The sequence below is a fragment of the Pontibacter sp. LHS2 genome (assembly GCF_058932845.1).
In genome coordinates, this window is record NZ_JBZYWG010000002.1 from 808,952 (window position 1) to 834,165 (window position 25,214).

Consider the following 25,214-nt stretch of genomic DNA (forward strand, 5'->3'; position numbering starts at 1 on the left):
CGTAAGCTGCAAGGCATTCTATACCTATTATACCTATGCTAAACAAAAGTTTACGCCGTGCCTTTCCGAAAGCATCACAATATGACCCGGCCTGGGTGCGCAAGCACTCTATGGGTGAGAATGTGCTCTTCAACCTTGAGAGCCTTACCAAATCTCTTGACCTGAAACCCGGCATGCGCGTGCTCGACCTCGGCTGTGGCAAGGCTATTAGCTCGATTTTCCTGGCCATGGAATTCGGCGTTACCGTCTGGGCTGTGGACGAGGCCGTGTCCGCCAGTGACAATTACGAACGCATCTGCAGCGAGGGCTGTGAAGACAAGGTTTTTCCGCTTGAAATGGAGGCCCGTTCACTCCCGTTCCCGGAAGAGTACTTTGACGCTGTCATTGTAGTGGACTCCTATACCTATTTCGGCACTGATGAGAAGTACCTGCCTTACATTGCCCGTTTCATTAAACCAGAAGGTCACATTGCCATAGTAGATGTGTGCTTCACAGAGGAGATCGAAAGCCACGATCAGGTACCAGCATTCTTACAAGATGATTATCAGAACTATTGGTACTTTATACATACTATAAATTGGTGGAAAAGACTCTGGGAGAAAACCGGTCTGGTAGAAATAGAAGCAGCCACCGAATTGACCGAGGCCGGACTCGTACGGGAGCAGTATATAAAAGATTATCAGAACTCAGAGGAACCTGATGCTTTTGCAAGAGCCTTAGAGCTTGACAAAGAGAAGTTTATCACATTTTTCAAATTAATCGGACGGCGCACTTCCAAGACAGCCTATTTGCAATCATACAAGTAGTTGACGCAATTTTTTACGAGAACACTAAATATTAATTTTTTCAATCGTAAGAAGTTATATTTTTGCAACCTGCCAGCTGGACATACCTGTCTGGCAAGCCTGATATAACTTTTTTAATAGAACAATGAAAACATTTCTTCGCGTCGGCTTCACCCTGGGTTTGGTGATGACGCTTGCTTTTGCTGCAAAGGCACAGGAGTACAAAACAGGTATAGGCTTTAGAGGCGGTATTGCTTCTGGCCTAACTATTAAGCACTTCATTAAAAGCGATGCCGCTATTGAGGGCATCCTGAGTACAGGATTCCGCCATAGAGGTGCCGTAGTAACAGTGCTTTACGAGAAACACGCACAAGCATTCAACGCAAAAGGACTACAGTGGTATTATGGTCTTGGTGGTCACGTAGGTTTCTACGAAGGTCGCTACTACTACTATTACGATGATGACAGACGCAGAAAGTACTATGACGACAACGTAGTAGGTCTCGGTATTGATGGTGTTTTGGGTCTGGAGTATTACATCCGCGATATTCCTTTCACAATCGGTGCTGACATTAAGCCATTCATCAACATACCGCATGGCCGTTTCTTCTGGGATTCTGCCCTGCACGTGCGTTACGTATTCTAATAGCTGAAAAGCTCTACATGAAAAGCGCTCGCTACTGTAAAGTAGCGGGCGCTTTTGTTTTAAACAGGAACCTGTTAGCAGGCTATCTGCTAATTGTAAGAGTATCTCGCTTCGCTATACTTTAATAGGCAATGTGCAGCAAGGCATCGCCCTGGTTTACCACGGGCATATTGTTAAGCCCCACTACATAGCCGGCGGCCGGAGCATTCAGGCGTACTTCCATCTCACCATAAGGGTCTGTGATGGTACCTACTACCTGTCCTTTCTTCACATAGCCACCTTCCTGCACGTGGCTGCGGAACAGGCCTGCATTCTTAGCGCGCACCCAAATATCTTTCATACATGTGGTAGTTGGCTCTGTTGGGGCAGGAGAAGAATTGCCCATCCCTAAATGATGCATCAGACGCAGCGTACCTTCTATTCCCATGGCTATACCTCTCTCGTCGAAGCGCAGCGCCTCACCGGTTTCATACACCAGAATGTGCTTGCCCATCTTGGCGGCTTCCTTGCGAAGCGAACCCTGACGGTAAGAGGCGTTTAGCGTAAATGGAGCAGCGAAAGCTTCTGCCAGCTGTTGATTTTTCTGTTCAGCCAATACACAGCGTATCTGGGGGTAGTTGCCGCGGCTCGACCCACCTGTATGGAAATCCACGCCGTAATCAATGTAAGGCATCACCTCTTTCATAAAACGATGTGCGACACGGCTGGCCAGTGACCCCTCTTTGTTTCCAGGGAAACTACGGTTCACGTCTTTGCCATCGGGTACGTCGCGCGAAAAGTTCAGAAAGCCATAGATGTTCAGGATGGGGACCGCAATGATGGTACCCTTGAGCGGATACAGCATCTTTTTGGTGATCATGCGGCGAATGATCTCCGTGCCGTTCACTTCGTCACCATGCATGCCGGCCATCAGCAAGAGCACCGGACCGTCGTGCACGGAGCGAAATACATAAACTGGTATATCAATGACTGTGCCGCTGGGCAACTTGGAAATAACGAGACGGGTAAGCACTTTCTCTCCACGGTCAATGCTTACACCGTTGATCTTAATCGTTTCGGGCATGCTATTCTTTTACGCTTTTGGCTGATACCTTCTTCGTGGTTTTCTTTTGGGCCAGCCCCTCTACATACTCAATGATTTTGGCGGCTATATCTTTTTTCGTGGCCGTCTCTATACCTTGCAGACCTGGTGAGGAGTTTACTTCCAGAATAAGCGGTCCACGCTTAGACTGCAGCATATCCACACCAGCCACACCCAGGCCCAGCGACTTGGCTGCCAGTAAAGCGGCGGCCTTCTCCTGTCGGCTCAGTTTGATCAGGCTGGCATTGCCGCCACGGTGCAGGTTAGAGCGGAATTCGCCCTCCTTGCCCTGTCGCTTCATAGCTCCTACGACTTCACCATTTACCACAAAAGCGCGAATATCGGCACCGCCGGCCTCTGAAATAAACTCCTGCACAATGATACGGGCCTTCAGGTTGTGAAATGCCTCAATTACCGACTCAGCCGCTTTCTTAGTTTCAGCCAGCACAACGCCCAGTCCCTGCGTACCTTCCAGCAATTTGATCACCAGCGGCGCACCGCCTACTTCTTTCACCAGTCCGGATGTTTCCTTGGAGTAGTTGGTAAAAGCAGTCTTTGGCATGCCCAGTCCGGCGCGAGACAGGATCTGGAGGCTGCGCAATTTGTCACGGGAACGCACGATGCTTTGAGAGTCTACGGCGCTCTTTACTTTCATCATCTCAAACTGACGCACTACGGCCGTGCCGTAAAAGGTAACCGATGCACCGATGCGCGGAATGATGGCGTCGATATCAGTCAAGCGTTCTCCCTTGTAGAGGATGTGCGGGTCGCCCTGCTCAATCACAAGGTCGCAGCGCAGGTGGTCCAGCACTACCACTTCGTGGCCGCGCTGCTGGGCAGCTTCCACCAGTCGGCGGGTAGAGTACAACTTAGAGTTGCGAGAGAGAATCGCTATTTTCATAAAACTATTTATTCTTCCTTTGTTTGTTATTGAATTTGAGTGAGACGTTTTTACGGGAAACATCTACAATAAACCGGCCCTTGAGCAACTTACGACCGATCAGCACCGGATATTTCATATCGCTGCGGTCCGAAAGCGAAAACTCGGCCTCTATCAGTTCATCGAAAAACTGGATTTTGGTCTTGATGACATAGCGCTCCTGCACGTCGCCAAATGAGTTACGGATATCGCGCAAGCTATAGTCAGAAAACGTGAGTTTTTTGTGATTGTACTGCGGGTGCGACGGGTCTAACAAGTCCAGACAGATCACTTTAGTTCCATCGGCGCGGGTTTCCTCATGTATATCCGAACAATGAATCGCTGAGGTATAGGCGCCTGTGTCGATCTTCGCTTCGATCTCGTCGATATCCAGCTCAGGAAAGGCCACCATCTCGCGTCTTCCGATGATCTTTCTCTCAGGCTTGGGCTTTTTTAGGTTCTCATCTTTCATTACAGGCCAATTTAAGCATAATGCTTTACGTACGACGAATCAGGATCAGGATTTTCGGGATTTATGGATTCCCGTGCATGATTGTCATCCCCCTACCCCCTTCAAAGGGGGACATTACCGTGGTTGACAGTTTAGAGTCTAAAGCGCTGTAGTTTCTGCCGTTTAAGTTACCAGCTTACTGAACACACCCCCGACCCCTCTCAAGAGGGGAATCTCTGCCGCTACCAGTTTTAAGGTATAAGCGTTGTAGTTTCAGTTATAGAGAATACCACTGGCACGCATCGAAATACTTACTCGCCCCTTCAACTATGAAATAGATCACTTTAGCCAAGTGCAACTTTCGGCGCTCCACTGTTTGAGCGTTCAGCGAGTTTGGAGCGTCTTGACTTTTTTGCCTACTTTTTGTGTCAAGACAAAAAGTAGGTGCCCGCCGCACAGGCGAAGCTATAAAACAACACACTTGCTATACCTACAAGATCTCTCGCTACACCAGTTGCAAACTAACAATCATGTATAAACACATTTGCGCGAACGCTAAACCTGCGGTACAAACTGACATTCTTCAACTCTATAGGTATAACACTTAGCTTGTAGGCGGTATAGCTCCCATCCTCTTTGCATGCAGCAACTCTGCAACCTCCTGCAACAGGTGCGAATGCCCGGCTTTGAGCACAACAAGCTCACCTTTATGCAAGGCCTTTATAAACACACTTACCCGCTTTGGAGAGATGATCTGATCGAACTCGCCCAGAAACATGGTGACAGGAACTTGCTTGTGATTCAGCAAGCGCACGATTTCGCGGATATCGAAGTTGAGTTCACGAAAGCCGATCCAGCTGCGATAAACACGCAGACGCTTCTCGGTGCTGTCCATCTGGAAGCGGGCGAAGCGCACAAGGCTTTTGTGAATCATGTTATACCGGTTGAGCACGTTAAGCAACTTGAAGAAAGGCTCCGGCTTGAGCACGGTTCGTTTGAAGAGCTGCTGCAGCCAGCCCGGGTAAGTGGCGATGTTGTACCAGAAGCTGGTCTTAATACCGTCCGGTGCAATCAGGAAAAGTTCGTCGATCAATTCGGGAAAACGCTCCACCAAGGTAAGCGCAAACTTGCCTCCCATACTAAAACCCATTAGTGAGAAGTGATCTATTTTTTCCTTTTCGAGAAACAGCCCAATTAACTCCTGCAGAAAATCCTTATCGAGTGGCATGTTCTCCTTGTGCAGGTTACTCTGTGCGTGAAAGAACAGATCGAAAGCATAAATGGTATAATCGCTGCCCAGTGCCTGCCCCATGGGTAAGTAATAACTGCTGCTCTGCCCATAGCCGTGAAAGGCCAGCAGAGGCTGGGAGCCTTCTCCCAATACCCTGTAATGCAGCTTCGTTCCGTTATGTATAATGTAAGGCATTCTAAGTTATGGCGTCTCTCTTAACTTATTCGGCATGCATACAAATAAGATACACATAATGGCTTATAAATTTTGAGAGCCTTGGTGAGCGGCTTTTGAAATAAGCTGTGGCTATTGAATTATTACAAACGTGAAACCCCGCCCGACACGATGAACTTCATCACGTCGCTGCTAGGCAGGTCGAGGTATACGACGTTGCGCTTGGGCACTACAAAGAGTTCTCCCGAAAAGTTATAAGAGTGTGGAAAGTACACCGCTACACGGTCTTCCACATTGATGGAACTGAAGGCATCCTGCGTTACAAAGCCCAGTTTCAGGTTATCAGATTCTTCCGACATCTTCACCATCACAGGCTTGTTGAACTTCTGGTTGTCGCCCACAAAGGCATCGAACAGATCCTTGATACTGGAGTAAACGATTCCTACCAATGGTACTTTGTTAAACCAACGTCCCGTGATGACAATGAATGGCTTTACAAAGAAAGAAGAGCTGATAAAGCCGATCAGGGTGAGCAACACGAACATCAGCATGATGCCCAGACCCGGTATACCTAGGTCAAACATGCTATTCAGCCAATCGATAATGGCCACAATGATCCATATCGTGATGGTGAAAGGTGCTACAATGAGTAGACCGTTCAGAAAATAGCGTAAAATGCGTCTCATGTGTGATGGTGCGTTAAAAAAATAGGCTTTACCGAAGCAAAGCCTAAATGTAGCTAAAAAGCCACTATTTTGCAGTATAGAACTATCCCTATACTGTTTCTAGGTCAAATCTTTTGATGCTGTCGGCTACTTGCTGCATGAGCCACATCGGGGTGGAAGTGGCGCCGCATATACCTACGCTCTCCACATTGGCAAACCACTCTTTATCCAGTTCATCCTCGTTCTCCACAAAATAGCTATTCGGATTATGCTGCTTGCACACTGCATACAGAGCCTTTCCGTTAGAGCTCTTTTTACCGCTCACAAAAATGATCACGTCGTGCTCCGCAGAGAACTTGGTCAGCTGCGGCTCGCGGTTCGACACCTGACGGCAAATGCTGTCATTGGCATTAAAAGCGGTGCTGTCCTGATTGGCCTGTTGCAAGCGCTCCTCGATCAGCGACTTAATATGATAAAAGCCTTTGGTGCTTTTGGTCGTCTGACTAAAGAGGGTAACCGGACGCGAAAAGTCGATCTTATCCAGATCTTCTTCTGTGGTCACAATAATGGCCTCATCGCCAGTCTGGCCCGCCAAGCCAATTACCTCGGCATGACCCACCTGACCATAGATCACGATCTGTCCGCCTTTGGTTTTATCAACATCGAAGGCATGTTTAACGCGGTTCTGCAGTTTGAGCACCACCGGGCAGGAGGCGTCTATCAGTTCAATATTATTTTCCAGAGCTGTCCTGTAAGTTTCAGGGGGTTCGCCATGCGCTCTGATCAGCACTTTGGTGTCGCGTAGTTCTTTGAGTTGCTCCCGGTCTATGATGCGGAGTCCCTTTTCGTAAAGGCGCTTCACTTCCATGCTGTTGTGCACGATATCGCCGAGACAATAGAGCTCTTCGCAGTTCTCCATCTCATCCTCCGCCATCTGAATGGCGAATTCCACGCCGAAGCAATAACCGGAATTCTTGTCTATCGTTACGTTCATCTCTTCTTTCCTTCTATTCCTGTAAGGCATAATCGCCGTTGAAGATACGGGAAGTCACCTTGTTAAGCACAAACTCTACCTGCTCATCGATGGTCATGTGTGACGTGTCCAACAGAAAAGCATCGTCGGCACGGCGCAAAGGGCTCTCCTGACGTGTTGAGTCAATCAAATCACGCTTCTGTAAGTTCTCTTTGATCTCGCCGAGGTTGACTAATTGCTTTTTCTCCAACAACTCATCCTGCCGGCGACGGGCGCGTGTGTCTACATCGGCGGTCATAAAGATCTTTACTTCCGCATCCGGGAACACGGCAGTTCCAATGTCACGGCCATCCATTACCACACCACGTTTTTTGCCCATCTTCTGCTGTTGGGAAACCATGGCGCGGCGCACTTCTTTCACGACACTTACCTCACTTACCTGATTGGAGATGTACATCTTGCGAATTTCATCTTCAACATTCAGGCCATTTAGGAATACTTCGTTTCTTTTGGCCTTTGGGTTATAATGAAACGTAATATCTATATTATCCAAGGCGTCCTTCACCTCCTTAGGGTTGGTGAGGCTCACATGGTGATCCAAAAAGTAGAGCGTAACCGCACGGTACATAGCCCCGGTATCGATGTAAGCGTAGCCTAGTTCGGCAGCCACCAGTTTGGCCGTTGTACTTTTACCGCACGAGGAGTAGCCATCTATGGCGATTACAATTTTTTTCATGGTAAGCTGCAAGGAATTAGTTAGAATCGCATGGACAAGGCACGTTGCCGCGCTTGCTCTTTTTCATGTACGAGGCCGTCTTTTTCTGTTGTGGGGTTTTGGTTGAGCAGCTCGCCAAGGGGCCGGTTGCCAAAATGCCCGCCAGTATCAGGTATGAAATTATCTTTCTCAAAACGACTTAATTTAACGCAAATATAAAGTAATTTACGGGTTCAATCCCCATCAGCGGGCATTTTATATCAACAAGACAGCCCTACCCATGCATAGCTCCTATACCGTTAGCGGACGCATCATTGACCTGCACCAGCAAGAGATTTTTGAGGGAACAGTCCATGTGTCAAACGGCCGCATTTCTAAAATAGTTCGTGAGGCGACCGCCTCTTCCAGTTATATTTTGCCGGGCTTTGTGGATGCCCACGTGCACGTAGAAAGCTCCATGCTTGTGCCTTCTGAGTTTGCCCGTCTTGCCGTGCCGCACGGCACCGTGGCCACGGTATCGGACCCGCACGAGATCGGCAATGTGCTGGGTATAAAAGGCGTGGAGTATATGATCGAGAACGGAAAGAAAGTGCCGTTTAAGTTCTATTTTGGAGCCCCCTCCTGCGTGCCTGCTACACCCTTCGAAACGGCTGGCGCCGAGATAACGGCCGCTGACATTGAAACCTTGTTTCAGCGTGACGAAATAAAGTACTTGGCCGAAATGATGAACTGGCCCGGCGTGCTGCACCGCGACCCAGTGATGATGGAGAAGATCGAACTAGCGAAGAAGTATGGTAAAGCGGTGGACGGCCATGCACCCGGTTTGAGCGGCGAACAGGCAGCGCTCTACGCTTCTGCTGGTATCACCACCGACCACGAGTGCTTCACCACCGAAGAGTCACTCGATAAACTGGCCGTAGGCATGAAGATCCTTATTCGAGAAGGCAGTGCCGCCAAAAACTTTGAGGCGCTTATACCTTTGCTCGCGAGCCATCCGGACAGCATCATGTTCTGCTCCGACGACAAGCACCCCGACAACCTCGTGGAAGGTCACCTGAACCTGCTCGTGAAGCGGGCGCTTGCCAAAGGCCATGACCTGTTTCATGTACTACGTGCTGCTTGCCTTAACCCGGTGGAGCATTATAAACTGGAAGTTGGTTTGCTGCGCGAAAACGATCCGGCCGATTTTGTAGTAGTCAATAACCTTGAGGACTTTGCTATAGAAGCCACCTACATCAACGGGGAACTGGTAGCTGAAAAAGGAAAGTCTAAGATCGTCTTCACGCCAAGCGAAGAAATCAACAACTTCAACACCGAGCCCAAAACGCCGGCGCAATTCCGACTGGCGGCCAACAGTGCCAGCAAGATCCGGGTGATCGAGGCGTTTGACGGACAGCTGATCACACATCAGGTATGGGCGGAGCCTAAAACAGAAGACGGTCATATCGTTTCCGATGTGGCGCAGGATGTGCTGAAGATAACCGTGGTGAACAGGTATGAGAATGCCGAACCTGCCGTGGCTTTCATTAAGAACGTAGGTATACAGCGCGGTGCCATTGCCTCCTCGGTAGGTCATGACTCGCACAACATCATCGCCGTGGGTGTAGACGACGAAAGCATCGCCCGTGCCGTGAACCTGATCATTAGCGCTAAGGGTGGTGTGGCCGCTGTAGACGGCGACAACGAACAACTGCTGCCGCTACCGGTAGCGGGTATTATGTCAGCGGCCGATGGCTACGAGGTGGCTAATGCCTACTCGGCCATCGACCGCCTGAGCAAGGAGATGGGCAGCAAACTGGCCTCCCCTTTCATGACGCTCTCGTTTATGGCACTGCTCGTTATACCTTCGCTCAAACTTAGCGACAAAGGATTATTTAACGGTGATGACTTTAAATTCGTACCTGTAGCAGAATAGTATACCTTGGCAAAAAAGGTATGATACCCTAGTCCTGCGGGACTATAGCACATGGAGGAATTCATTATTTTTCTGGTCGGTGCGCTCGTGAGCGGGTTTGGTACCATCATCGGTTTCGGGGGAGGCGTGTTCATGGTGCCGATCCTGATCATCTTCTTCGGGTACAACATCGAGATCGCCATCGGTGCGACCATGTCAGCGTTGGTGCCTGCCTCCATCATTGCTTCCGTCTTCAACCTCCGCGACCGCAGCATCGACTACCTTGTCGGTTCGCTTATACAGTTCCCGGCGGTAGCTGGCACAGTGCTGGGCGCCTTTATGGTGGCCTTCCTGCCAGTTACGGAATTACAAGTGATCTTTGCGCTGTTTGTGTTGACAGTGGGCTTTTTTATGGTAAAGCCGCCCGAAAAAGAAAAGGTCCAGCGCCATTCAGGTATGATGTACCGTATTCGGCGAGTGCCGACTTCCTTTATTCGCAAAAACAGGGCAAAGCACTTGGCTTACCGGCTCAATGGTGGTGTGGTTTCGGTTTTCGGTTTTGCCTCAGGTATAGTGGCCGGTTTGTTTGGTATAGGTGGCGGCTTCCTGCAGACGCCCATGATGATCAAGCTATTTCGGATACCCCCTCAGATCGCCACCTCCACTTCCCTGTTCATCCTGGTGATTACCAGCTTCACCGGATTTATCAGCCATTACCTGCTGGGCAACGTGATCTGGAATCGCAGCCTTCCGCTGATGGCAGCCTTTGCCATTGGAGCCATTGGCGGCAACATGCTCAAAAAACGCCAGGGTAAAATGCAGGATATTGAAAAGCTGATCGGCATTGGTCTGCTATTGGCAGGCGCAGGTGTGATCCTTAACCTGCTGATCAAGTCCAATTTCGGATTCTCCTTCTAGGTATAGAAGATTACGAGACTAGTATCCTATACCTTTCCCCATTGGTTTATCTCCGATAATAGTGTGTATGCACTTAAGCGTAGTAGAGCAGCCTTATACCATACTCTACATCAGAATTAAATAAAACGAGCCGATGCGCTTATCCGGATGGAGTCAGCGCATCGGCTCGTTTCTATACCTACCGACTTTCTAAGCCTCCTGATTGGCAGAGCTGAAATGCTTGTTGATCAGGCTGTTTACTTTATCAGCGGTAAGCGGCTTTGTTAGATACTCGGCTGAATACTTCTGAACAGCATCCGTATCCTGTGGATGTGTAGAAGTAGTCAGCACGGCTAGTACTATATTTTTTCTGAAATCCTGGTTAAGCCGCTCATACAGGTCTAGCAGTTCAAACCCATCCATCACCGGCATGCTAATATCCAGGAAGATCAGTTCCGGCTGGAAGTAATTTTGGTCCGTCTGTTCGTAATTGTTATTGCTCACATTATACAAGTAGTCGAATGCCTGCTTGCCGTTTACAAACGTACGTATATTGTCTGTCACCTGCATTCGCTCTAACAAACGCTGGTTAAGGAAATTCGTGGTGTCGTCGTCGTCTATAAGAAGAACGCCTGATAATTTTTTCATAGTAACACTATACACAGCTTGTATTAATACGCAAGCTGTTTATTTCAAGCTGACGTTTCTGAAATTAGTAAATCTGCAGTATTTTAACATTATGTATTTACCGCAACACAAGATACTAAATTGAATGGCTGAAACAAATCTCAACTCTCCAATTTAGTTATGCTCAGGATGTTTAGTCAATATAACCCTGTGCACGCATCCACTCGTCGTTGTAAATCTTGCCCAGGTAACGGGTACCATGGTCTGGCAATAGAACAACAATGACGTCGTCCTCAGTCAGGTTGTTCTCGCGGGCATACTCCAGTGCACCATACACAGCCGTGCCACAAGACCAGCCTACAAACAGACCTTCTTCTTTGGCCAATCTGCGTGTCATTACAGCACCATCTTTGTCAGTCACTTTTACAAAAGAGTCGATCACATCGAAGTCCACATTCTTAGGCAGGATGTCCTCGCCTATACCTTCGGTGGCGTAAGAGTAGATCTCGTTCTCGTCAAAAATGCCCGTCTCTTTGTATTTCTTGAACACAGAGCCATACGTATCTATCCCTACGGTTACAAGCTCCGGCTTCTGCTCCTTCAGGTAGCGTGAAATACCCGTTACGGTACCACCTGTACCTACACCTGTGATGAAGTGCGTCACTTTGCCTTCAGACTGCTCCCAGATCTCAGGACCAGTTGTTTCGTAATGCGCCGCCCAGTTAGACATGTTGTCGTACTGGTTCGGATAGAATGAATTAGGAATCTCTTCGTTCAGACGCTTGGCCACGGAGTAGTAGGAATCCGGATGGTCAGGCGCCACATTGGTAGGGCAAACACGCACCTCGGCACCAACGGCACGGAGGATGTCCATTTTCTCCTTGCTCTGCTTGTCGGCCAGCGTGAAAATGCACTTATAGCCTTTGGCAATGGCAGCCAGCGCCAGGCCCATACCGGTGTTACCGGATGTGCCTTCAATGATAGTACCACCCGGCTTCAGAAGACCCGCTTTCTCTGCGTCCTCAATCATTTTGATAGCCATGCGGTCTTTCACAGAGTTGCCTGGGTTCAGGTACTCCACTTTGGCCAATACGGTCGGCTTGATGCCGTCAGTTACGTTGTTAAGCTTTACTAAAGGTGTGTTACCGATTGCCTCGGTTATATGATTCAGGTATTTCATTTGAATGCTTAATTTAGGATTCGGGTGCAAAGGTAAGTAATTAAAATCATAGTTGACAGGTATAGCGCTCTGCCTCACGTACAACAGAGGGTGTACCTGTTCTTGTTCCGCCGGGCAGATTTAGCGCCTATATTAGGTATAACTATTTTTTGGAAGCGCCACAAAAAAGCCTATTTTTGCACTACCTTATTTTAGACCATCATTCATCAACTTAATAAGATACACATGAGTGTTTTAGTAAATAAAGATTCGAAAGTGATCGTGCAGGGCTTCACTGGCTCAGAAGGCTCGTTCCACGCCTCTCAGATGATCGAGTACGGCACAAACGTAGTGGGTGGTGTTACACCAGGCAAAGGCGGCAACAACCACCTGGACCTTCCGGTTTTCAACACAGTGGAGGAAGCTGTGAAAAAAACGGGTGCTGATGTTTCTATCATCTTCGTGCCACCGGCTTTCGCTGCTGACGCGATCATGGAAGCTGCTGATGCAGGCATCAAAGTAATCGTAGCAATTACAGAAGGCATTCCTGTGAAGGACATGGTGATGGCTAAAAACTACCTGAAAGGCAAAGACGTGACCCTGATCGGTCCTAACTGCCCGGGTGTGATCACGCCAGGTGAGGCGAAGGTTGGTATTATGCCAGGATTCGTGTTCAAGCCAGGTCGTATCGGTATCGTGTCTAAGTCTGGTACCTTGACGTATGAGGCCGCTGACCAGATCGTGAAGGCTGGACTAGGTGTATCTACTGCCATCGGTATCGGTGGTGACCCGATCATCGGAACACCAACAAAAGATGCGGTACAATTGCTGATGGAAGACCCTGAGACTGACGCGATCGTGATGATCGGTGAGATCGGTGGTAACTACGAGGCAATGGCTGCGAAATATATCAGCGAAACTGGCAACAAGAAGCCAGTTGTTGGTTTCATCGCTGGCCAGACAGCTCCTGCTGGTCGTCGTATGGGTCACGCTGGTGCGATCGTAGGTGGTGCTGATGATACAGCTGCTGCTAAAATGAAGATCATGCGTGAGAACGGTATCCACGTAGTAGACTCTCCGGCAGAGATCGGTGCTACGATGGTAGAGGTGCTGAAAAGCGCTGGCATGATCAACGCATAATTTGATTTGCTATACCTGTAATAGGTATAAACATAAAACGAGGCTGCTTCGCAAGAGGCAGCCTCGTTTGTTTTCTAACTCCCAGGCTCTTTAACTCCAATCACCTGTTCCTTTTTGCGACTGCGGATATGGGCAGGTATAGCCGCTACTATTTCCTGCTGTAAGGCTTCGATCAGCTTCTTCTTCAGGAAGCTGCGGTGCACAACTAAACTCACCTCCCGTTGTGGCTGGGGTTCCTGAAAGGTATGGACAAGCGATCGCTTTTCTTCGGTTATATCCAGCACCGACAACTCTGGCAATAGGGTGAGCCCACGCTGGGTTTCTACAATGCGCTTAAGCGTTTCAAGCGATCCGCTCTTGTAGTCGAAGTGAGCGGAAGGCGTCGTGCTGGCTCCTCCTTTGTTGCAGATGTTAAGCACCTGACTCCGGAAGCAATGGCCCTCATTCAGCACCCAGAGTTCGTCCAGATCAAGTTGTTCCGGGCTGATAGCTTTGTTGCTGGCCAGCGGATGGGCAGGGTTGATATACGCCACAAAAGCCTCATAAAACAAGGGAAGCTCTTTGATGGACTTATCCTCCAAAGGCGTGACCAACAAGCCTACGTCCAACAACTCGTGGTTTAGTTTCTGCACGATTTCTTCCGTGAGCAACTCCTGCACTACCAACCGCACATCGGGGTACTTCTCCATAAAGCTGGTCACGAAAAGTGGGATCAGGTAAGGAGCCAGCGTAGGTATAACCCCAATCCTGAGCTCACCGCTCAGCTCCTGCTTTTGCTGCTGCACCAGTTCTTTTATCTTCTTTGATTCCGCCACTACGATCCGGGCCTGCGCAATCACCTCTTTACCGATCTCCGTAGGCCGCACCGGTACCCTGCTTCGGTCGAACAATTGCACGCCCAGCTCTTCCTCCAGTTTCTGCAATTGCATACTTAAAGTAGGCTGCGTGACAAAGCAATGCTCGGCCGCTGTGGCAAAGTGGCGGTGTGTATCTACTGCCAAAAGGTATTCCAGTTGTACCAGTGTCATATCTATAACCGTATAGTAGTAATATAAATATCCGTCGTGGTATACGCCCTCCACTTCCAGGTGTCTTTGTTTTCAAACTGGCGCAACACCCCGCTAAGTTATAGAACACACCTATATATCCATAGATATAATTGATTTGATTGATAACCTAACAGGCAATATATTTGTATATACAAACAACAGAAGACAAAACACGAAAGACTATGAATAAGCTAACGAATATCGGATTGGAAAAACAAGATTCAGTAGAGATCGCTGATAAGCTGAACGAGCTATTGGCGAACTACCATATTTATTACCAAAACCTGCGCGGTTTTCACTGGAACATCAAAGGTATACACTTCTTTCAGTTGCATGCCAAATACGAGGAGCTATACAACAATGCTTTGGCTCGGATTGATGCCTTGGCGGAGCGTATCCTGACTATCGGACAGAAACCATTGCATACCTTCTCAGATTACCTGCGCGTCTCCAGCATTCAGGAAGCTTCCAGCCTGAGCGGTGACCGTGAGACAGTAGAGGCTACACACCAGAACCTATCGGTGATTGTAAACCTGGAGCGCGACATTCTGGCTATGGCCGCAGAACGCGACGACGAGGGTACAGTAGCTTTGGTAAGTGAAGATATCAACGAAAATGAAAAGACGCTTTGGATGCTGCGAGCCTTCCTGAGCTAAAATAGTAAGTGACGATTAGTTTTAGTTTAATGCAAAAGCCCCTTGCCTATTACCGGCAAGGGGCTTTGATTTTATACCTAGAGCTATACCTTACTTGGCGTAGCTGATGGCTCTCATTTCGCGGATTACCGTGATCTTGATCTGGCCCGGATACTGCATCTCTTTCTCGATCTTCTGTGAGATGTCGAAAGAAAGCTGCGCGGCCTTTTCGTCGGTCACATTGTCGGCGTCTACCATGATGCGGAGCTCGCGGCCAGCCTGAATGGCGTAGCACTGGTTCACACCGTCAAATGATACGGCAGCTGCCTCCAGGTCTTTCAGACGCTTGATGTAAGACTCCATGATCTCGCGGCGGGCACCCGGTCTTGAACCGGAAATGGCGTCGCAAGCCTGAATCAATGGAGAGATCATCGCGGTCATCTCGATTTCGTCGTGGTGAGCGCCAATGGCGTTGCAGATATCCGGATGCTCCTTGTATTTCTTGGCCAGTTCCATACCGATGATCGCGTGTGGCAATTCCGGCTCGTCTGGTGTCACTTTACCGATGTCATGCAACAGACCGGCACGCTTGGCGTGCTTCACGTTCAGACCAAGTTCGGCGGCCATCGTGGCGCACAGGTTGGCTACTTCGCGTGAGTGCTGCAACAGGTTCTGACCGTAAGACGAACGGAAACGCATGCGGCCCACCATCTTGATCAACTCCGGATGCAGACCATGTATACCTAAGTCGATGGCAGTACGCTCACCGATCTCCACGATCTCTTCTTCAATATTTTTGCGGGTCTTCGAAACCACCTCCTCGATGCGGGCTGGGTGGATACGACCGTCAGCCACTAGACGGTGCAGCGACAGACGCGCGATCTCTCGGCGAACCGGGTCAAAGCCAGAGATGATGATCGCCTCCGGCGTATCGTCCACGATGATCTCCACGCCTGTAGCGGCTTCGAGGGCACGGATGTTACGACCTTCACGACCGATGATCTTGCCTTTGATGTCGTCGCTTTCGATGTTGAAAACAGAAACGCAGTTCTCGATAGCGTGCTCCGCGGCAGTGCGTTGGATGGTCTCCACCACGATCTTCTTGGCTTCTTTAGTAGCAGTGAGTTTGGCCTGCGCTACGATGTCTTTCACATAAGAAGATGCGTGCGACGTGGCTTCGCTCTTCAATGCCTCTACCATCTGCTCGCGGGCTTCGGCAGCGGTCAGACCAGCAATTTTCTCCAGCTGGGCCACCACTTCGTTGTGCTGCTGCTCTACGTCTTCTTTGCGCTTCTTCAGCAGCTCGAGTTGGTGGTCAAGGGCTTCTTTCTCTTTGTCGAGCTCGGCTTCGCGGCGCTTGGTTTGCTCCATTTGCTTGGCTACGTGCTGCTCGCGCTGCTTTACCTTGTTCTCGTTCTGGATGATGATGTTCTTCTTCTTGTTCGATTCTTCCTCGAACTCAGACTTCAGCTTCAGGAATTTCTCCTTCGCCTCCAACATGCGGTCTTTCTTGATGCTCTCGGCGTTGATCTCTGCCTCGCGAATAATGGCCTTGGCGTTCTGCCGAGCGGCTTCTTCCTGTTGCTTGTATACCTTCTGCAACAGGACACGCCCTATGTACACGCCCACTCCGAGCGCTACAATGGCGGTGATTAAAATGGATAAAATATCTGGCATTACTATCAGCTTTTATGGTTTATAAAAACTATAGCAGTACCTGCAGCAGGACAGTGAGGTGGTCTTACAAACCACACCGTAGTTAAAGAGGCCGCTTGGGAAGCCGCCTCGGAATATGTTTACTTATTTGATAAGAGATCGTCCAGTACGCTCAGTTGTTCTCCCACTTTGGCCAGATGGTTGTTTTTGTCATCCTCCAGTTTCAGCTTGTCCACCATGGTCTCAAAAGCCACCATGGCCAGCAAATCCTGCTTATCCTGTATGCCAAACTGGTCTTTGAAGAAGCGTAGACGCTCATTCAAAAGTTTACCTACAACCCGAAGCCTTTCTTCTTCTTCTTCCTTCACCCGCATCGGATACTCGCGTTCTGCGATGCGAATCTTAATTGCTAATTCACCCATCCGTTGCGTTCTTATGGTATAGGGCTACCTCGTTTCTTTGCTTTCCTGCAATGGCCTGCCGTATGTCCGGCTCCGGCTCACTGCCTCCCGCTAGTCACGCAAGTAGGCGATACACTTATCAATTTCCCTTATATATTCGTTTAACTTCAGCTTTAACTCTGTCGAATTTGCAGTGTTTCCTGCTATCGTATCTACAATCTTAACAATATTCTCTTGATTTTGAAAATTTTTTATTTGCTGTTCCCGTTCTTCTAACTGCGACTCCAGTAATTTAATTTCTTCCTGAGCGGCTACAAGTTTGTGTAACACGTCGTCGTGCTTACTCAGAAGCTTACGCACTTTGTCCTCAATGGACTGAAGCTGTTGCAGTTGTTTCTCTTTTGCCATAACTATTTGCGGATAATAGCTCCCAGCTGTTTCTCAAATTGCTGCATCAGGCGGTTCATTACGCCATCGATCACTTTGTCGGTCAAAGTTTGCTGGCGGTCCAGCAAAGTGAAGCTCAAAGCGTAGGCCTTCTTGCCTGCTTCTATCTTGTCGCCTTCGTACACGTCGAACACGTTCACGCTTTGCAAAAGTTTGCGCTCAGTGCGCAGGGCCACTTGCTTCAGTTGCTCAAAGGTCATGCTCTTGTCTACTACCAGCGACAGGTCACGGCGCACTTCCGGGAATTTCGGAAGCTCCTCAGCCACCAGTTTGTCTTTGTATTTCTTGAGGAGGTAGTCCCAGTTGAGTTCGGCATACCATACCTGCTCTTTCACATCCATGGCTTTGGTCACGGTCGCGTCCAGCAAACCGACCTGCGCGATCACGGTACCGTTCTTCACATAGGTGATGCCTTGGCGCATGTAGCGGCTTGCCTCCACCGGCTGTACTTCGTAGTCGGCGGCATTGAGTTTCTGCAACACGTTCTGCACCACACTGGCCAGATCGTGGAAAGCCACTTTCATGGCAGGTTGTTTCCAGCTTTCGGCAGTAGTGTTCCCCACCATGTAGAGCGCCAGTTTGCGACTCTCTTTGTAACCGTCCTCCAGTTGCTCGTATACCTTGCCGAGTTCGTATACCTTGAGGTCGCGCTGGCGGCGGTTGATGTTGTAACGGAGCACTTCCAGACCCGAGAACACCATGCTCTTGCGCAGCACGTCAAGGTCTTCGCTGTTATAGTTGAGCACCTTTACCAGTCCGGCCGTCTCCTCGTCCCCACCAGCGGCGTAGTAGTTGGAGTTGGTGATGGAGTTCGTGATAATCTCGTGGAAACCGTTGGCCGAGATGTAGTCCAGTATCGTCTTGTTAACATCCTCCGGGTAAGGTTTTGAGAAACTAGCCATGTAGGCAGAGGCCATGTGCTCGCTCACTTCGATGTTGTTGAAGCCGTAGATGCGCAGAATCTCCTCCACTAAGTCGGCCTCACGGGTCACGTCCACCTTGAATGGCGGTACTGACACATGCAGCTTCTCTTCCGTTTCGTCGGTCACTTCTATACCTAAATCGGTCAGGATTTCTTTCATGCGCTCGGCACCGATGTGCTGGCCAATCAAGGTATGGGCACGGGCAATATCCAGCGTCAGTTCCAGGTTTTGAATCGGCTGCGGATATACATCCACGATATCGGAGCTCACCTCACCACCTGCTACTTCCTGTACTAACAAAGCGGCACGCTTTAAAGCGGTAATCACGATATTAGGGTCAGTACCACGCTCAAAGCGGAAAGAGGCATCGGTCTTAAGACCATGCGCCATACCTGTGCGACGGATGTAGTCTGGTGAGAAATAAGCACTCTCAATGAAAATGCTCGTCGTTTCGTCACTCACACCTGACTCTTTGCCACCGAACACACCGCCAATCGCCATCGGCTCCTCGGCATTGCAGATCATCAGGTCGTTGGCGTTGAGTTTACGCTCCACACCGTCCAGTGTCACAAATTTGCTTTCAGCTTCGGCGGTCTTCACCACAATCTTATCGCCTTTGATCTTATCCGTATCGAAGGCGTGCAGGGGCTGGCCCAACTCGTGCAGCACGTAATTGGTTACGTCCACGATGTTGTTGATCGGAGCCAGATCGATGGCACGCAGGCGCTTCTGCAGCCACTCAGGCGAAGGACCCACTTTCACACCGCTCACGGTTACACCAGCATAGCGCGGACAAGCCTCTATGTTTTCGATCTCCACCTCAATCGAGCGGGACGTGTTGTTAACTGTAAAGTCTTCTACCGAAGGCAAGGTATAAGGCACACGCAACAGGGCTTTCAGGTCACGGGCCACACCTAAGTGCGAAGCCGCGTCGGCACGGTTTGGTGTCAGACCGATCTCGAATACCTTGTCAGAGCCTAGCCCGAAATACTCGGCAGCCGGCGTACCGTTCGGCAGGTCGGTGTCGAGCACCATGATGCCTGCATGCGAAGTACCTACACCAATTTCATCTTCGGCGCAAATCATACCTTCGGAAGCGGCACCGCGTATCTTAGACTTCTTGATCTTGAAAGCCTCACCACCGGTTGGGTATAGCGTACTGTTCACGGTGGCCACCACCACTTTCTGCCCGGCGGCCACGTTTGGCGCACCGCACACGATCTGGCTCGGCTCACCTGTGCCTATATCCACAGTGGTGACACTCAGACGGTCAGCGTCAGGATGGCGCTCACAAGTAAGCACTTCGCCTATCACGATGCCTTCCAGGCCACCTTTTACCTGATCGAAGTTATGAATCGCCTCCACTTCAAGACCTGCGCCTGTCAGCAAAGCACCCGTTTCTTCAGCGGTCTTCTCTATATGAATGAGTTGTTTCAGCCAGTCGAATGAAATCAGCATGGTTATTTCTGTTGTTCTGTAAGGTATAGCCTCGCTTGGTTGAAGCTAATTCCCAAAATTAAGGATTATTTTGTTCCAAAAGACCTTTTGTCTTTTGGACTTCATGACAAAGGATCATCCCCAGACTACTCTACCACCGGATGTGCCTTCTCGTAATTTTTCTCGCCCGCCTCTACTGCCACGGTCAGGCGGTTTTCTTTGGGCGGCACGGGGCACACGTACTCGGGGTTGTAGGCGCAAAAGGGACTATAGGCGCGGTTAAAGTCGATGGTGGCAGTTTTGGCGCCCTCCTTAAACGGTACATCGATGTAGCGTCCTCCGCCATAGGTATCGAAGCCGTTGGTTTTGTCAGTAAAGGGAACGAACAGCTTTTCCTCCGCTTCTTTCACTTTTTTGTAAAGCGTGAGTCGTTGCGGTTCTCCTTTTAGCTCAAAATTGGCGATGAAGTACCGCAAATAGGCCTCTGTACTGCCATTGGTCATCGGCATGTGCACGGTGTCTTTGGGCTCAACCTCATCCAGTTTCACCTTCACGCGGTAGTCCAGGTTGGGCTCAAAGTACACCAAATTGCTGAAAGCACGGCGCTCGGCCTCCTCAAAAGGGCTGTTGGTGCGGCTACGGAACGATAAGTCCTTGTCTTCCCGCTCCTTCTGTAGTGGTATCAGGTAGTTGTCGTCACTCATAAAAGACTCGCGCACAAAGTAAAAAAGTACCAGCGCAATGCCGGCTATGATGATAAGCTTGATGGGTCGTTGCATGATTAGCTTTAATAACTCTGACAAAGGTCGGAAATTTTGGAGAGAAGTATAAACTGTAACGCTTCTCCTCTTCCTCTTTACCTGCTAATTTCCCATTGTATGTCAAAACAAGCCTGCCAAACCTAAAGCAAAAGAGGTAGCCACCCTCGCAACCAGCTTTTTAACCAGTTAGCGAAGGTAGCTACCTCTACAAACAGCACTGCACCTAAACTTTATTTTTAAAAGCTACTGATCACGGAAAGGTAAATCGGCATACCTAAGGTGATGTTGAATGGAAAGGTGACAGCCAGCGCCATGGGCAAAAAGATACCTGGGTTTGCCTGCGGTACGGCTATTTTCATGGCAGCTGGCACTGCAATGTAGGAGGCGCTTGCCGCCAGCACCGAAAACATCAGCCTGTTTCCGGGGTCTTCTGTCACCAGGCCACTCAATATGGCTATTACACACCCGTTTAGCAGCGGAATCACAATCGCAAAAAGAGAGGTGAACCAGCCGCTCTTAAAGAAGTCCTGCAGCTTACGCCCACTCATGATGCCCATGTCCAGCAGAAAGATCGCCAGGAACCCTTTGAAAATATCGGAAGTAAACGGTTTTATGCCCTGCGCCTGCTGCTCGCTGGCCAGCATGCCGATGGCAAGGCTTCCCAGAATAAGCAACACACTCCCGTTTGTGAAGGAATGATGCACAATATGCTTCAGACTGGGGGCATGCTCTTTTCTGTCGCAGAACAAACTGATAAGGATAACCCCCACTATAATGGCAGGCGCCTCCATAAATGCCATGACCGCGACCATGTGCCCACTAAACGGGAGCTGCTGAAACTCAAGAAAGGACACGGCGGCGACAAACGTAACGGCACTCACAGACCCGTAGGCAGCGGCAATAGCACCTGCGTTCTCAACACTCAACTTCCTTTTCAGAAGAAAGAAGGTATACAGCGGAATAGCACAGGAGATCAGTACCCCGAACAACAGGGCCCATACAATCTCGAGGCTATAGCTGCTGTGCGCCAGTTCCTGCCCTCCTTTAAAGCCTATGGAAAACAGCAGGTAAAGTGATATGAATTTTGAAGAGGTTGGGGGAATTTCCAGGTCGCTTTTTACATGAACAGCCAAAATTCCCAGGACAAAGAAAAGCAGGGCCGGACTTGTCAGGTTTTCAATCAACAGTTGCAGGTTCATACAGAGAACACAGTTTTAGGCGTTTTCACAACTGCTACTTTACCTGTTGCTACGGAGGTGACGAGCCCTTTTACTTGCAGCATTTGCAGCACAACCTGCTGCAGAAAGTAGTCGATGTGCAAAAGGGCCTGCATTTGTCGCTGCACGTTCAGCTTTGCCAACCGCAACTTTTGCCTGGCGGCATACTGGCTGCCCATTACTTCGGCATAGTGATCGACCAGCAGATCGATGAGCACTTCTTCAGCATACGTGCCGTATCCTTTCTGCTTCGACAGCACACTTTCTATAAACCGACAGGCTACATCGTTGACAATGATCACCTCTTCTATAGACTCCCTTTCTATAAAGTCGACCAGCTCCTCCACATAGGCCTGCTCCTCTAGCCTGAAAACGGCAGCAAGTGAGGTGAGAAAATAGGCATGCTGATACTTCTTCCTTAGAAAATGCTCCAGCTTGCTGCTGGGGCATATCAGGAACAATACATTTTTCATGGATTAAGGATTACAAAGTTGGCAATAGGCAGGGTCTTCTACCTTTTTATTGTTTGGGTACAGACGTTCTGTGTGATGTCCGCACTTCTGGCAGCTAAGCTTTTCGCTTAGGATGGACTTCCCCGGAAAGCCGCAGACGCCACAGGGCAGCCCCTGCTTGACACTGGTAACTCCAAAACCCGGGGTATGACAGGCAGGACAGCAGGAATTCACTTTGGACAGTAGCTTTTCGGTTGCCTGCCCGATGACTGACATGCGGGTTGGGTTGTACATCGCCCGCATGTCCGTTTCTACATACACCAGGTCGTGTTGCTCCCGGAGTTGCCGGAACACTTCCACCAGCTGTGCCGTGTCGGTGATCCCCTTGACCACATTTCTGGAAGAAGTCCGCGCTGGCCTGATCACCAGTGCATGCGAGGGGAATTTCACTTCTGCTGCAAAGGCCAGCAGTTGCTCTTCTGTGGTCAGGGTTTCACCCGCGAAGTTTGTATTGGTGCTTAGCTCCCGCACCACTATTTCCAGGTTGTTCTTTTTGTCCAGCAACAGCAGGAACTCCTCGTCAACAGGTATAAAGCCTAGCACCGGGTGCGGCCCGAAAGAGCCTTCGCTGGCAATAGCCAAATCGCAGCCGTGCAACGCCATAGCCATTTCACATTTTCTGCGTGCGGTTGTCACCGGGTCTGCTTCACGTTCCACTTCGCCGGTAAACGTCCCCAGCACATCTGTGTCGAGCTGCACAGCCACTTCACAGCTTACCCCAAGTGCTTCCTCCAGCAAAGGCGCCATTACCTTTTCTTTCTGATGCTTGGTGGCAATTAGTAGCTTTCTGCCTCTAAACATCTTCTTTCAGGCGTTTCCTGATTTTCCAGTGCTATGTTGATCGTGGATTCTATGATGAAGTTGCGGTTGTCTCTCCTGGCTTCTTCAATAAGCAGGAGCACCTTCTCCTTCGCCTCCCTCAACTCTTCCAATCTTCTTTCTGACTCCTCGTCCGGCTGGTCAAAACGGATGGTCGAGATGTAGTTTTTCAGGTTATGGAAGTTGACCTTCTTAGTGATCACTTCAACCAGGATTTCTTTTGCCTCCTCGGGCGTAAAGCTTCCGTCTATAAATTTGATAGTTTCCATATTCTTTATTTTTCAGTTAAGGTGTTACTGTTTGAAATTACCCGGAACATGTTCAGACAAACCAAAATGGCTAAGGCCTTGCAAAGCTCATTCACGGCAATGTCATTGGTATAGGCCAGCAGGGAAAGGCAGACCAGCACGACAAGCCCATTGAGTGCCAACTGCAGGCGCAGTTTTAAAGGCGTTTTTCTCTCGCCGCTCGCCGCAGGCAGGGCAGAATGCGTTGGGTTACTGCCCTTGTCCAAGCGAAAAGGATTTTTTGTGATCGAAGGCATATAGGTTTTCTGTTTTGATGGTGTCTATATTGTTTTGGATGGCTTTCATCAGAATGGCAACGATGTGCTCTTTTGTTATCGGCTGCTCCTGCACATGCTGGAAGCGGCAGCGCCAGTGGTCGGTACAGAAAGTTTCGGCAAAGCCTTCCGGCCATACCTTGATACCCCGGTTCGTGATCATGCTTAGCTTTACCTCCGGCGTGTTCAGTAGCTGTACCTGCCTGGCTATTTCTTCCGGGTCTCTGCCATGCCAGTGCACAAACACATCTACTCCCAGCAGCTCTTTAGTTGCAGCGGGTTTAGGCGTGTACTTGGGCAGGTTGAATTTTATACCCTTGGCGTAGGCGACCGAGCTAAGCTGGGCAGGCTTTTGCCCCAGATTCTGGATCACAGCCATGGCGAACTCCTGTGTTCCTACTTTGCGGCTGCTGGTGCCTTCCTGGTAGATGTCAGGGGTATGCACACCTTCTTCTATTGTCTTCAGCCAGGCGTTGTAGATTTTTTCAGCGATGTCGTTTTGCCCGATGTGGTTGAGCATCATGCAGGCCGCTTGTAGCAGGCCCGAAGGGTTGGCGATACCTAAGCCGGCAATAAGCGGTGCCGAACCATGGATGGCCTCGAACATGGCACAGGTCTCGCCGATGTTGGCAGAGCCCGCCAAGCCGACCGAGCCTGTGATCTGCGCCGCCACATCAGACAGAATGTCGCCGTAGAGGTTGGGCATCACGATCACATCAAACTTCTCCGGCGAGTCAGCCAGCATAGCGGCGCCTATGTCCACAATCCAGTGCTCGTGCTGTATGTCCGGATACGCTGCGGCCACTTCGTCAAACACTTTGTGGAACAGTCCGTCCGTCTGCTTCATAATGTTGTCTTTCGTAAAGCAGCTTACTTTCTTACGGCCGTACTGACGGGCATACTCAAAGGCATAGCGGACAATTTTCTCACATCCGGGCCTGCTGATGAGCTTCAGGCATTGCACTACTTCATCGGTCTGCTGGTGTTCGATGCCGGCATACAGGTCCTCCTCGTTTTCCCGTACAATCACCACATCCATCACCGGGTGCTTGGTCTTAACAAAGGGAGCAAGACTGGTACAGGGGCGAACGTTGGCATACAGTCCCAGCATTTTGCGCATGGTCACGTTCAGGCTTTTATACCCGCCGCCCTGTGGGGTCGTGATAGGTGCTTTTAGTAGCACTTTGTTTTGCCGGATCACTTCCCAGGCTTCTTTTGTGATGCCGGAGGAATTACCTGTCAGGTATACATGCTCTCCTACCTGAATCTCCTCCACCTCTATGTTGGCTCCTGCTGCCTCGAGCACGCGCAGCGTCGCCTCCATAATCTCTGGCCCAATGCCATCTCCTTTGGCTACCGCCACTTTGGTGCGGGTAGCTATACCGACTGGTGCCTTGACTGTCGGGTCTTGATTAAGTGTTATCATATTATTTGGCGT

Annotated in this window: 26 protein-coding genes and 1 pseudogene; 6 read left to right on the forward strand and 21 right to left on the reverse strand. The window is 49.7% G+C overall.

Translation table 11 applies throughout. The features are described from left to right. Positions 1-35 precede the first annotated feature (35 nt). Complete coding sequence (locus tag AC5FX6_RS12120) at positions 36-806, forward strand: SAM-dependent methyltransferase (protein WP_493597317.1); 771 nt, start codon at positions 36-38, stop codon at positions 804-806. Positions 807-930: 124 nt separating this feature from the next. Further along, positions 931-1,431: a hypothetical protein gene (locus tag AC5FX6_RS12125; protein ID WP_493597318.1), complete on the forward strand. Its 501-nt coding sequence runs from the start codon at positions 931-933 to the stop codon at positions 1,429-1,431. Between the two features lie 121 nt (positions 1,432-1,552). Here AC5FX6_RS12125 and AC5FX6_RS12130 read toward each other — a convergent pair whose 3' ends face one another. The 7 genes from AC5FX6_RS12130 to cmk all read right to left on the reverse strand — a co-directional run bounded on the left by AC5FX6_RS12130 (position 1,553) and on the right by cmk (position 7,661). Next, the gene (locus AC5FX6_RS12130; protein ID WP_493597319.1) at positions 1,553-2,494 is read right to left on the reverse strand and encodes a succinylglutamate desuccinylase/aspartoacylase family protein; all 942 of its coding nucleotides are present in this window, start codon (positions 2,492-2,494) and stop codon (positions 1,553-1,555) included. 1 nt (position 2,495) lies between these two features. Continuing rightward, positions 2,496-3,413 carry a 30S ribosomal protein S6--L-glutamate ligase gene (gene rimK / locus AC5FX6_RS12135; RefSeq protein ID WP_493597320.1) on the reverse strand — a complete coding sequence of 306 codons (918 nt, stop codon included), beginning with the start codon at positions 3,411-3,413 and terminating at the stop codon, positions 2,496-2,498. Between the two features lie 4 nt (positions 3,414-3,417). Then, entirely contained in the window at positions 3,418-3,903 is a 486-nt protein-coding gene (locus AC5FX6_RS12140; protein WP_493597321.1) for an ATP-dependent zinc protease family protein, read from the reverse strand. Between the two features lie 583 nt (positions 3,904-4,486). Next, the gene (locus AC5FX6_RS12145) at positions 4,487-5,308 is read right to left on the reverse strand and encodes an alpha/beta fold hydrolase (RefSeq protein ID WP_493597322.1); all 822 of its coding nucleotides are present in this window, start codon (positions 5,306-5,308) and stop codon (positions 4,487-4,489) included. 122 nt (positions 5,309-5,430) lie between these two features. Continuing rightward, positions 5,431-5,973: a DUF502 domain-containing protein gene (locus AC5FX6_RS12150; RefSeq protein ID WP_493597323.1), complete on the reverse strand. Its 543-nt coding sequence runs from the start codon at positions 5,971-5,973 to the stop codon at positions 5,431-5,433. An 88-nt stretch (positions 5,974-6,061) separates the two neighbouring features. Further along, a complete protein-coding gene (locus AC5FX6_RS12155; RefSeq protein WP_493597538.1) occupies positions 6,062-6,946 on the reverse strand; it encodes a 4-hydroxy-3-methylbut-2-enyl diphosphate reductase in 885 nt (294 codons plus the stop codon). A 13-nt stretch (positions 6,947-6,959) separates the two neighbouring features. Then, positions 6,960-7,661, reverse strand: coding sequence for a (d)CMP kinase (gene cmk, locus AC5FX6_RS12160; RefSeq protein ID WP_493597324.1), 702 nt, complete (start codon positions 7,659-7,661; stop codon positions 6,960-6,962). Between the two features lie 259 nt (positions 7,662-7,920). On the opposite strand from cmk, the gene ade reads away from it, so the two are divergent. Together ade and AC5FX6_RS12170 are read left to right on the forward strand one after the other, a co-directional pair. Beyond that, positions 7,921-9,555 (forward strand): adenine deaminase, encoded by a 1,635-nt coding sequence (gene ade, locus AC5FX6_RS12165; RefSeq protein WP_493597325.1) that lies wholly within the window; start codon positions 7,921-7,923, stop codon positions 9,553-9,555. 51 nt (positions 9,556-9,606) lie between these two features. Next, the gene (locus AC5FX6_RS12170; protein WP_493597326.1) at positions 9,607-10,452 is read left to right on the forward strand and encodes a sulfite exporter TauE/SafE family protein; all 846 of its coding nucleotides are present in this window, start codon (positions 9,607-9,609) and stop codon (positions 10,450-10,452) included. Between the two features lie 189 nt (positions 10,453-10,641). Here the strand turns inward: AC5FX6_RS12170 and AC5FX6_RS12175 are convergent, their stop codons facing one another. Further along, entirely contained in the window at positions 10,642-11,079 is a 438-nt protein-coding gene (locus AC5FX6_RS12175) for a response regulator (protein WP_493597327.1), read from the reverse strand. Between the two features lie 175 nt (positions 11,080-11,254). Continuing rightward, positions 11,255-12,238 (reverse strand): annotated as a pseudogene (locus AC5FX6_RS12180) (PLP-dependent cysteine synthase family protein); the annotation flags it as partial. A gap of 225 nt (positions 12,239-12,463) precedes the next feature. Between AC5FX6_RS12180 and sucD the strand changes: the two are divergent. Further along, positions 12,464-13,357: a succinate--CoA ligase subunit alpha gene (sucD, locus tag AC5FX6_RS12185; protein ID WP_493597328.1), complete on the forward strand. Its 894-nt coding sequence runs from the start codon at positions 12,464-12,466 to the stop codon at positions 13,355-13,357. A 74-nt stretch (positions 13,358-13,431) separates the two neighbouring features. Here the strand turns inward: sucD and AC5FX6_RS12190 are convergent, their stop codons facing one another. Further along, on the reverse strand, positions 13,432-14,385 hold the full coding sequence (locus tag AC5FX6_RS12190) for a hydrogen peroxide-inducible genes activator (protein WP_493597329.1): 954 nt from the start codon (positions 14,383-14,385) through the stop codon (positions 13,432-13,434). A 203-nt stretch (positions 14,386-14,588) separates the two neighbouring features. Between AC5FX6_RS12190 and AC5FX6_RS12195 the strand changes: the two genes are divergently transcribed. Continuing rightward, complete coding sequence (locus AC5FX6_RS12195; RefSeq protein ID WP_493597330.1) at positions 14,589-15,062, forward strand: Dps family protein; 474 nt, start codon at positions 14,589-14,591, stop codon at positions 15,060-15,062. A 90-nt stretch (positions 15,063-15,152) separates the two neighbouring features. Here AC5FX6_RS12195 and rny read toward each other — a convergent pair whose 3' ends face one another. The 11 genes from rny to AC5FX6_RS12250 form a co-directional block, all read right to left on the reverse strand. Continuing rightward, a complete protein-coding gene (gene rny, locus AC5FX6_RS12200; RefSeq protein WP_493597331.1) occupies positions 15,153-16,718 on the reverse strand; it encodes a ribonuclease Y in 1,566 nt (521 codons plus the stop codon). A 119-nt stretch (positions 16,719-16,837) separates the two neighbouring features. Further along, on the reverse strand, positions 16,838-17,119 hold the full coding sequence (locus tag AC5FX6_RS12205) for a cell division protein ZapA (RefSeq protein ID WP_493597332.1): 282 nt from the start codon (positions 17,117-17,119) through the stop codon (positions 16,838-16,840). Between the two features lie 90 nt (positions 17,120-17,209). After that, on the reverse strand, positions 17,210-17,506 hold the full coding sequence (locus AC5FX6_RS12210) for a hypothetical protein (protein WP_299703094.1): 297 nt from the start codon (positions 17,504-17,506) through the stop codon (positions 17,210-17,212). Between the two features lie 2 nt (positions 17,507-17,508). Further along, a complete protein-coding gene (gene pheT / locus AC5FX6_RS12215; RefSeq protein ID WP_493597333.1) occupies positions 17,509-19,926 on the reverse strand; it encodes a phenylalanine--tRNA ligase subunit beta in 2,418 nt (805 codons plus the stop codon). A gap of 125 nt (positions 19,927-20,051) precedes the next feature. Next, a complete protein-coding gene (locus AC5FX6_RS12220; protein WP_493597334.1) occupies positions 20,052-20,684 on the reverse strand; it encodes a DUF1684 domain-containing protein in 633 nt (210 codons plus the stop codon). A 218-nt stretch (positions 20,685-20,902) separates the two neighbouring features. After that, positions 20,903-21,865, reverse strand: a complete 963-nt coding sequence (locus tag AC5FX6_RS12225; protein WP_493597335.1) for a sodium-dependent bicarbonate transport family permease — start codon at positions 21,863-21,865, stop codon at positions 20,903-20,905. Continuing rightward, positions 21,862-22,356 (reverse strand): hypothetical protein, encoded by a 495-nt coding sequence (locus tag AC5FX6_RS12230; protein WP_493597336.1) that lies wholly within the window; start codon positions 22,354-22,356, stop codon positions 21,862-21,864. Before AC5FX6_RS12230 ends, AC5FX6_RS12225 begins: the two co-directional genes overlap by 4 nt. A gap of 3 nt (positions 22,357-22,359) precedes the next feature. After that, positions 22,360-23,196, reverse strand: coding sequence for a DUF6671 family protein (locus tag AC5FX6_RS12235; protein ID WP_493597337.1), 837 nt, complete (start codon positions 23,194-23,196; stop codon positions 22,360-22,362). Beyond that, entirely contained in the window at positions 23,172-23,483 is a 312-nt protein-coding gene (locus tag AC5FX6_RS12240; RefSeq protein ID WP_493597338.1) for a hypothetical protein, read from the reverse strand. Before AC5FX6_RS12240 ends, AC5FX6_RS12235 begins: the two co-directional genes overlap by 25 nt. Before the next feature lie 5 nt (positions 23,484-23,488). Beyond that, positions 23,489-23,758 (reverse strand): hypothetical protein, encoded by a 270-nt coding sequence (locus AC5FX6_RS12245; RefSeq protein ID WP_493597339.1) that lies wholly within the window; start codon positions 23,756-23,758, stop codon positions 23,489-23,491. After that, positions 23,712-25,202, reverse strand: a complete 1,491-nt coding sequence (locus AC5FX6_RS12250; protein ID WP_493597340.1) for an NADP-dependent isocitrate dehydrogenase — start codon at positions 25,200-25,202, stop codon at positions 23,712-23,714. The genes AC5FX6_RS12245 and AC5FX6_RS12250 overlap by 47 nt, the downstream gene beginning before the upstream one ends. Between the last annotated feature and the right edge of the window lie 12 nt (positions 25,203-25,214).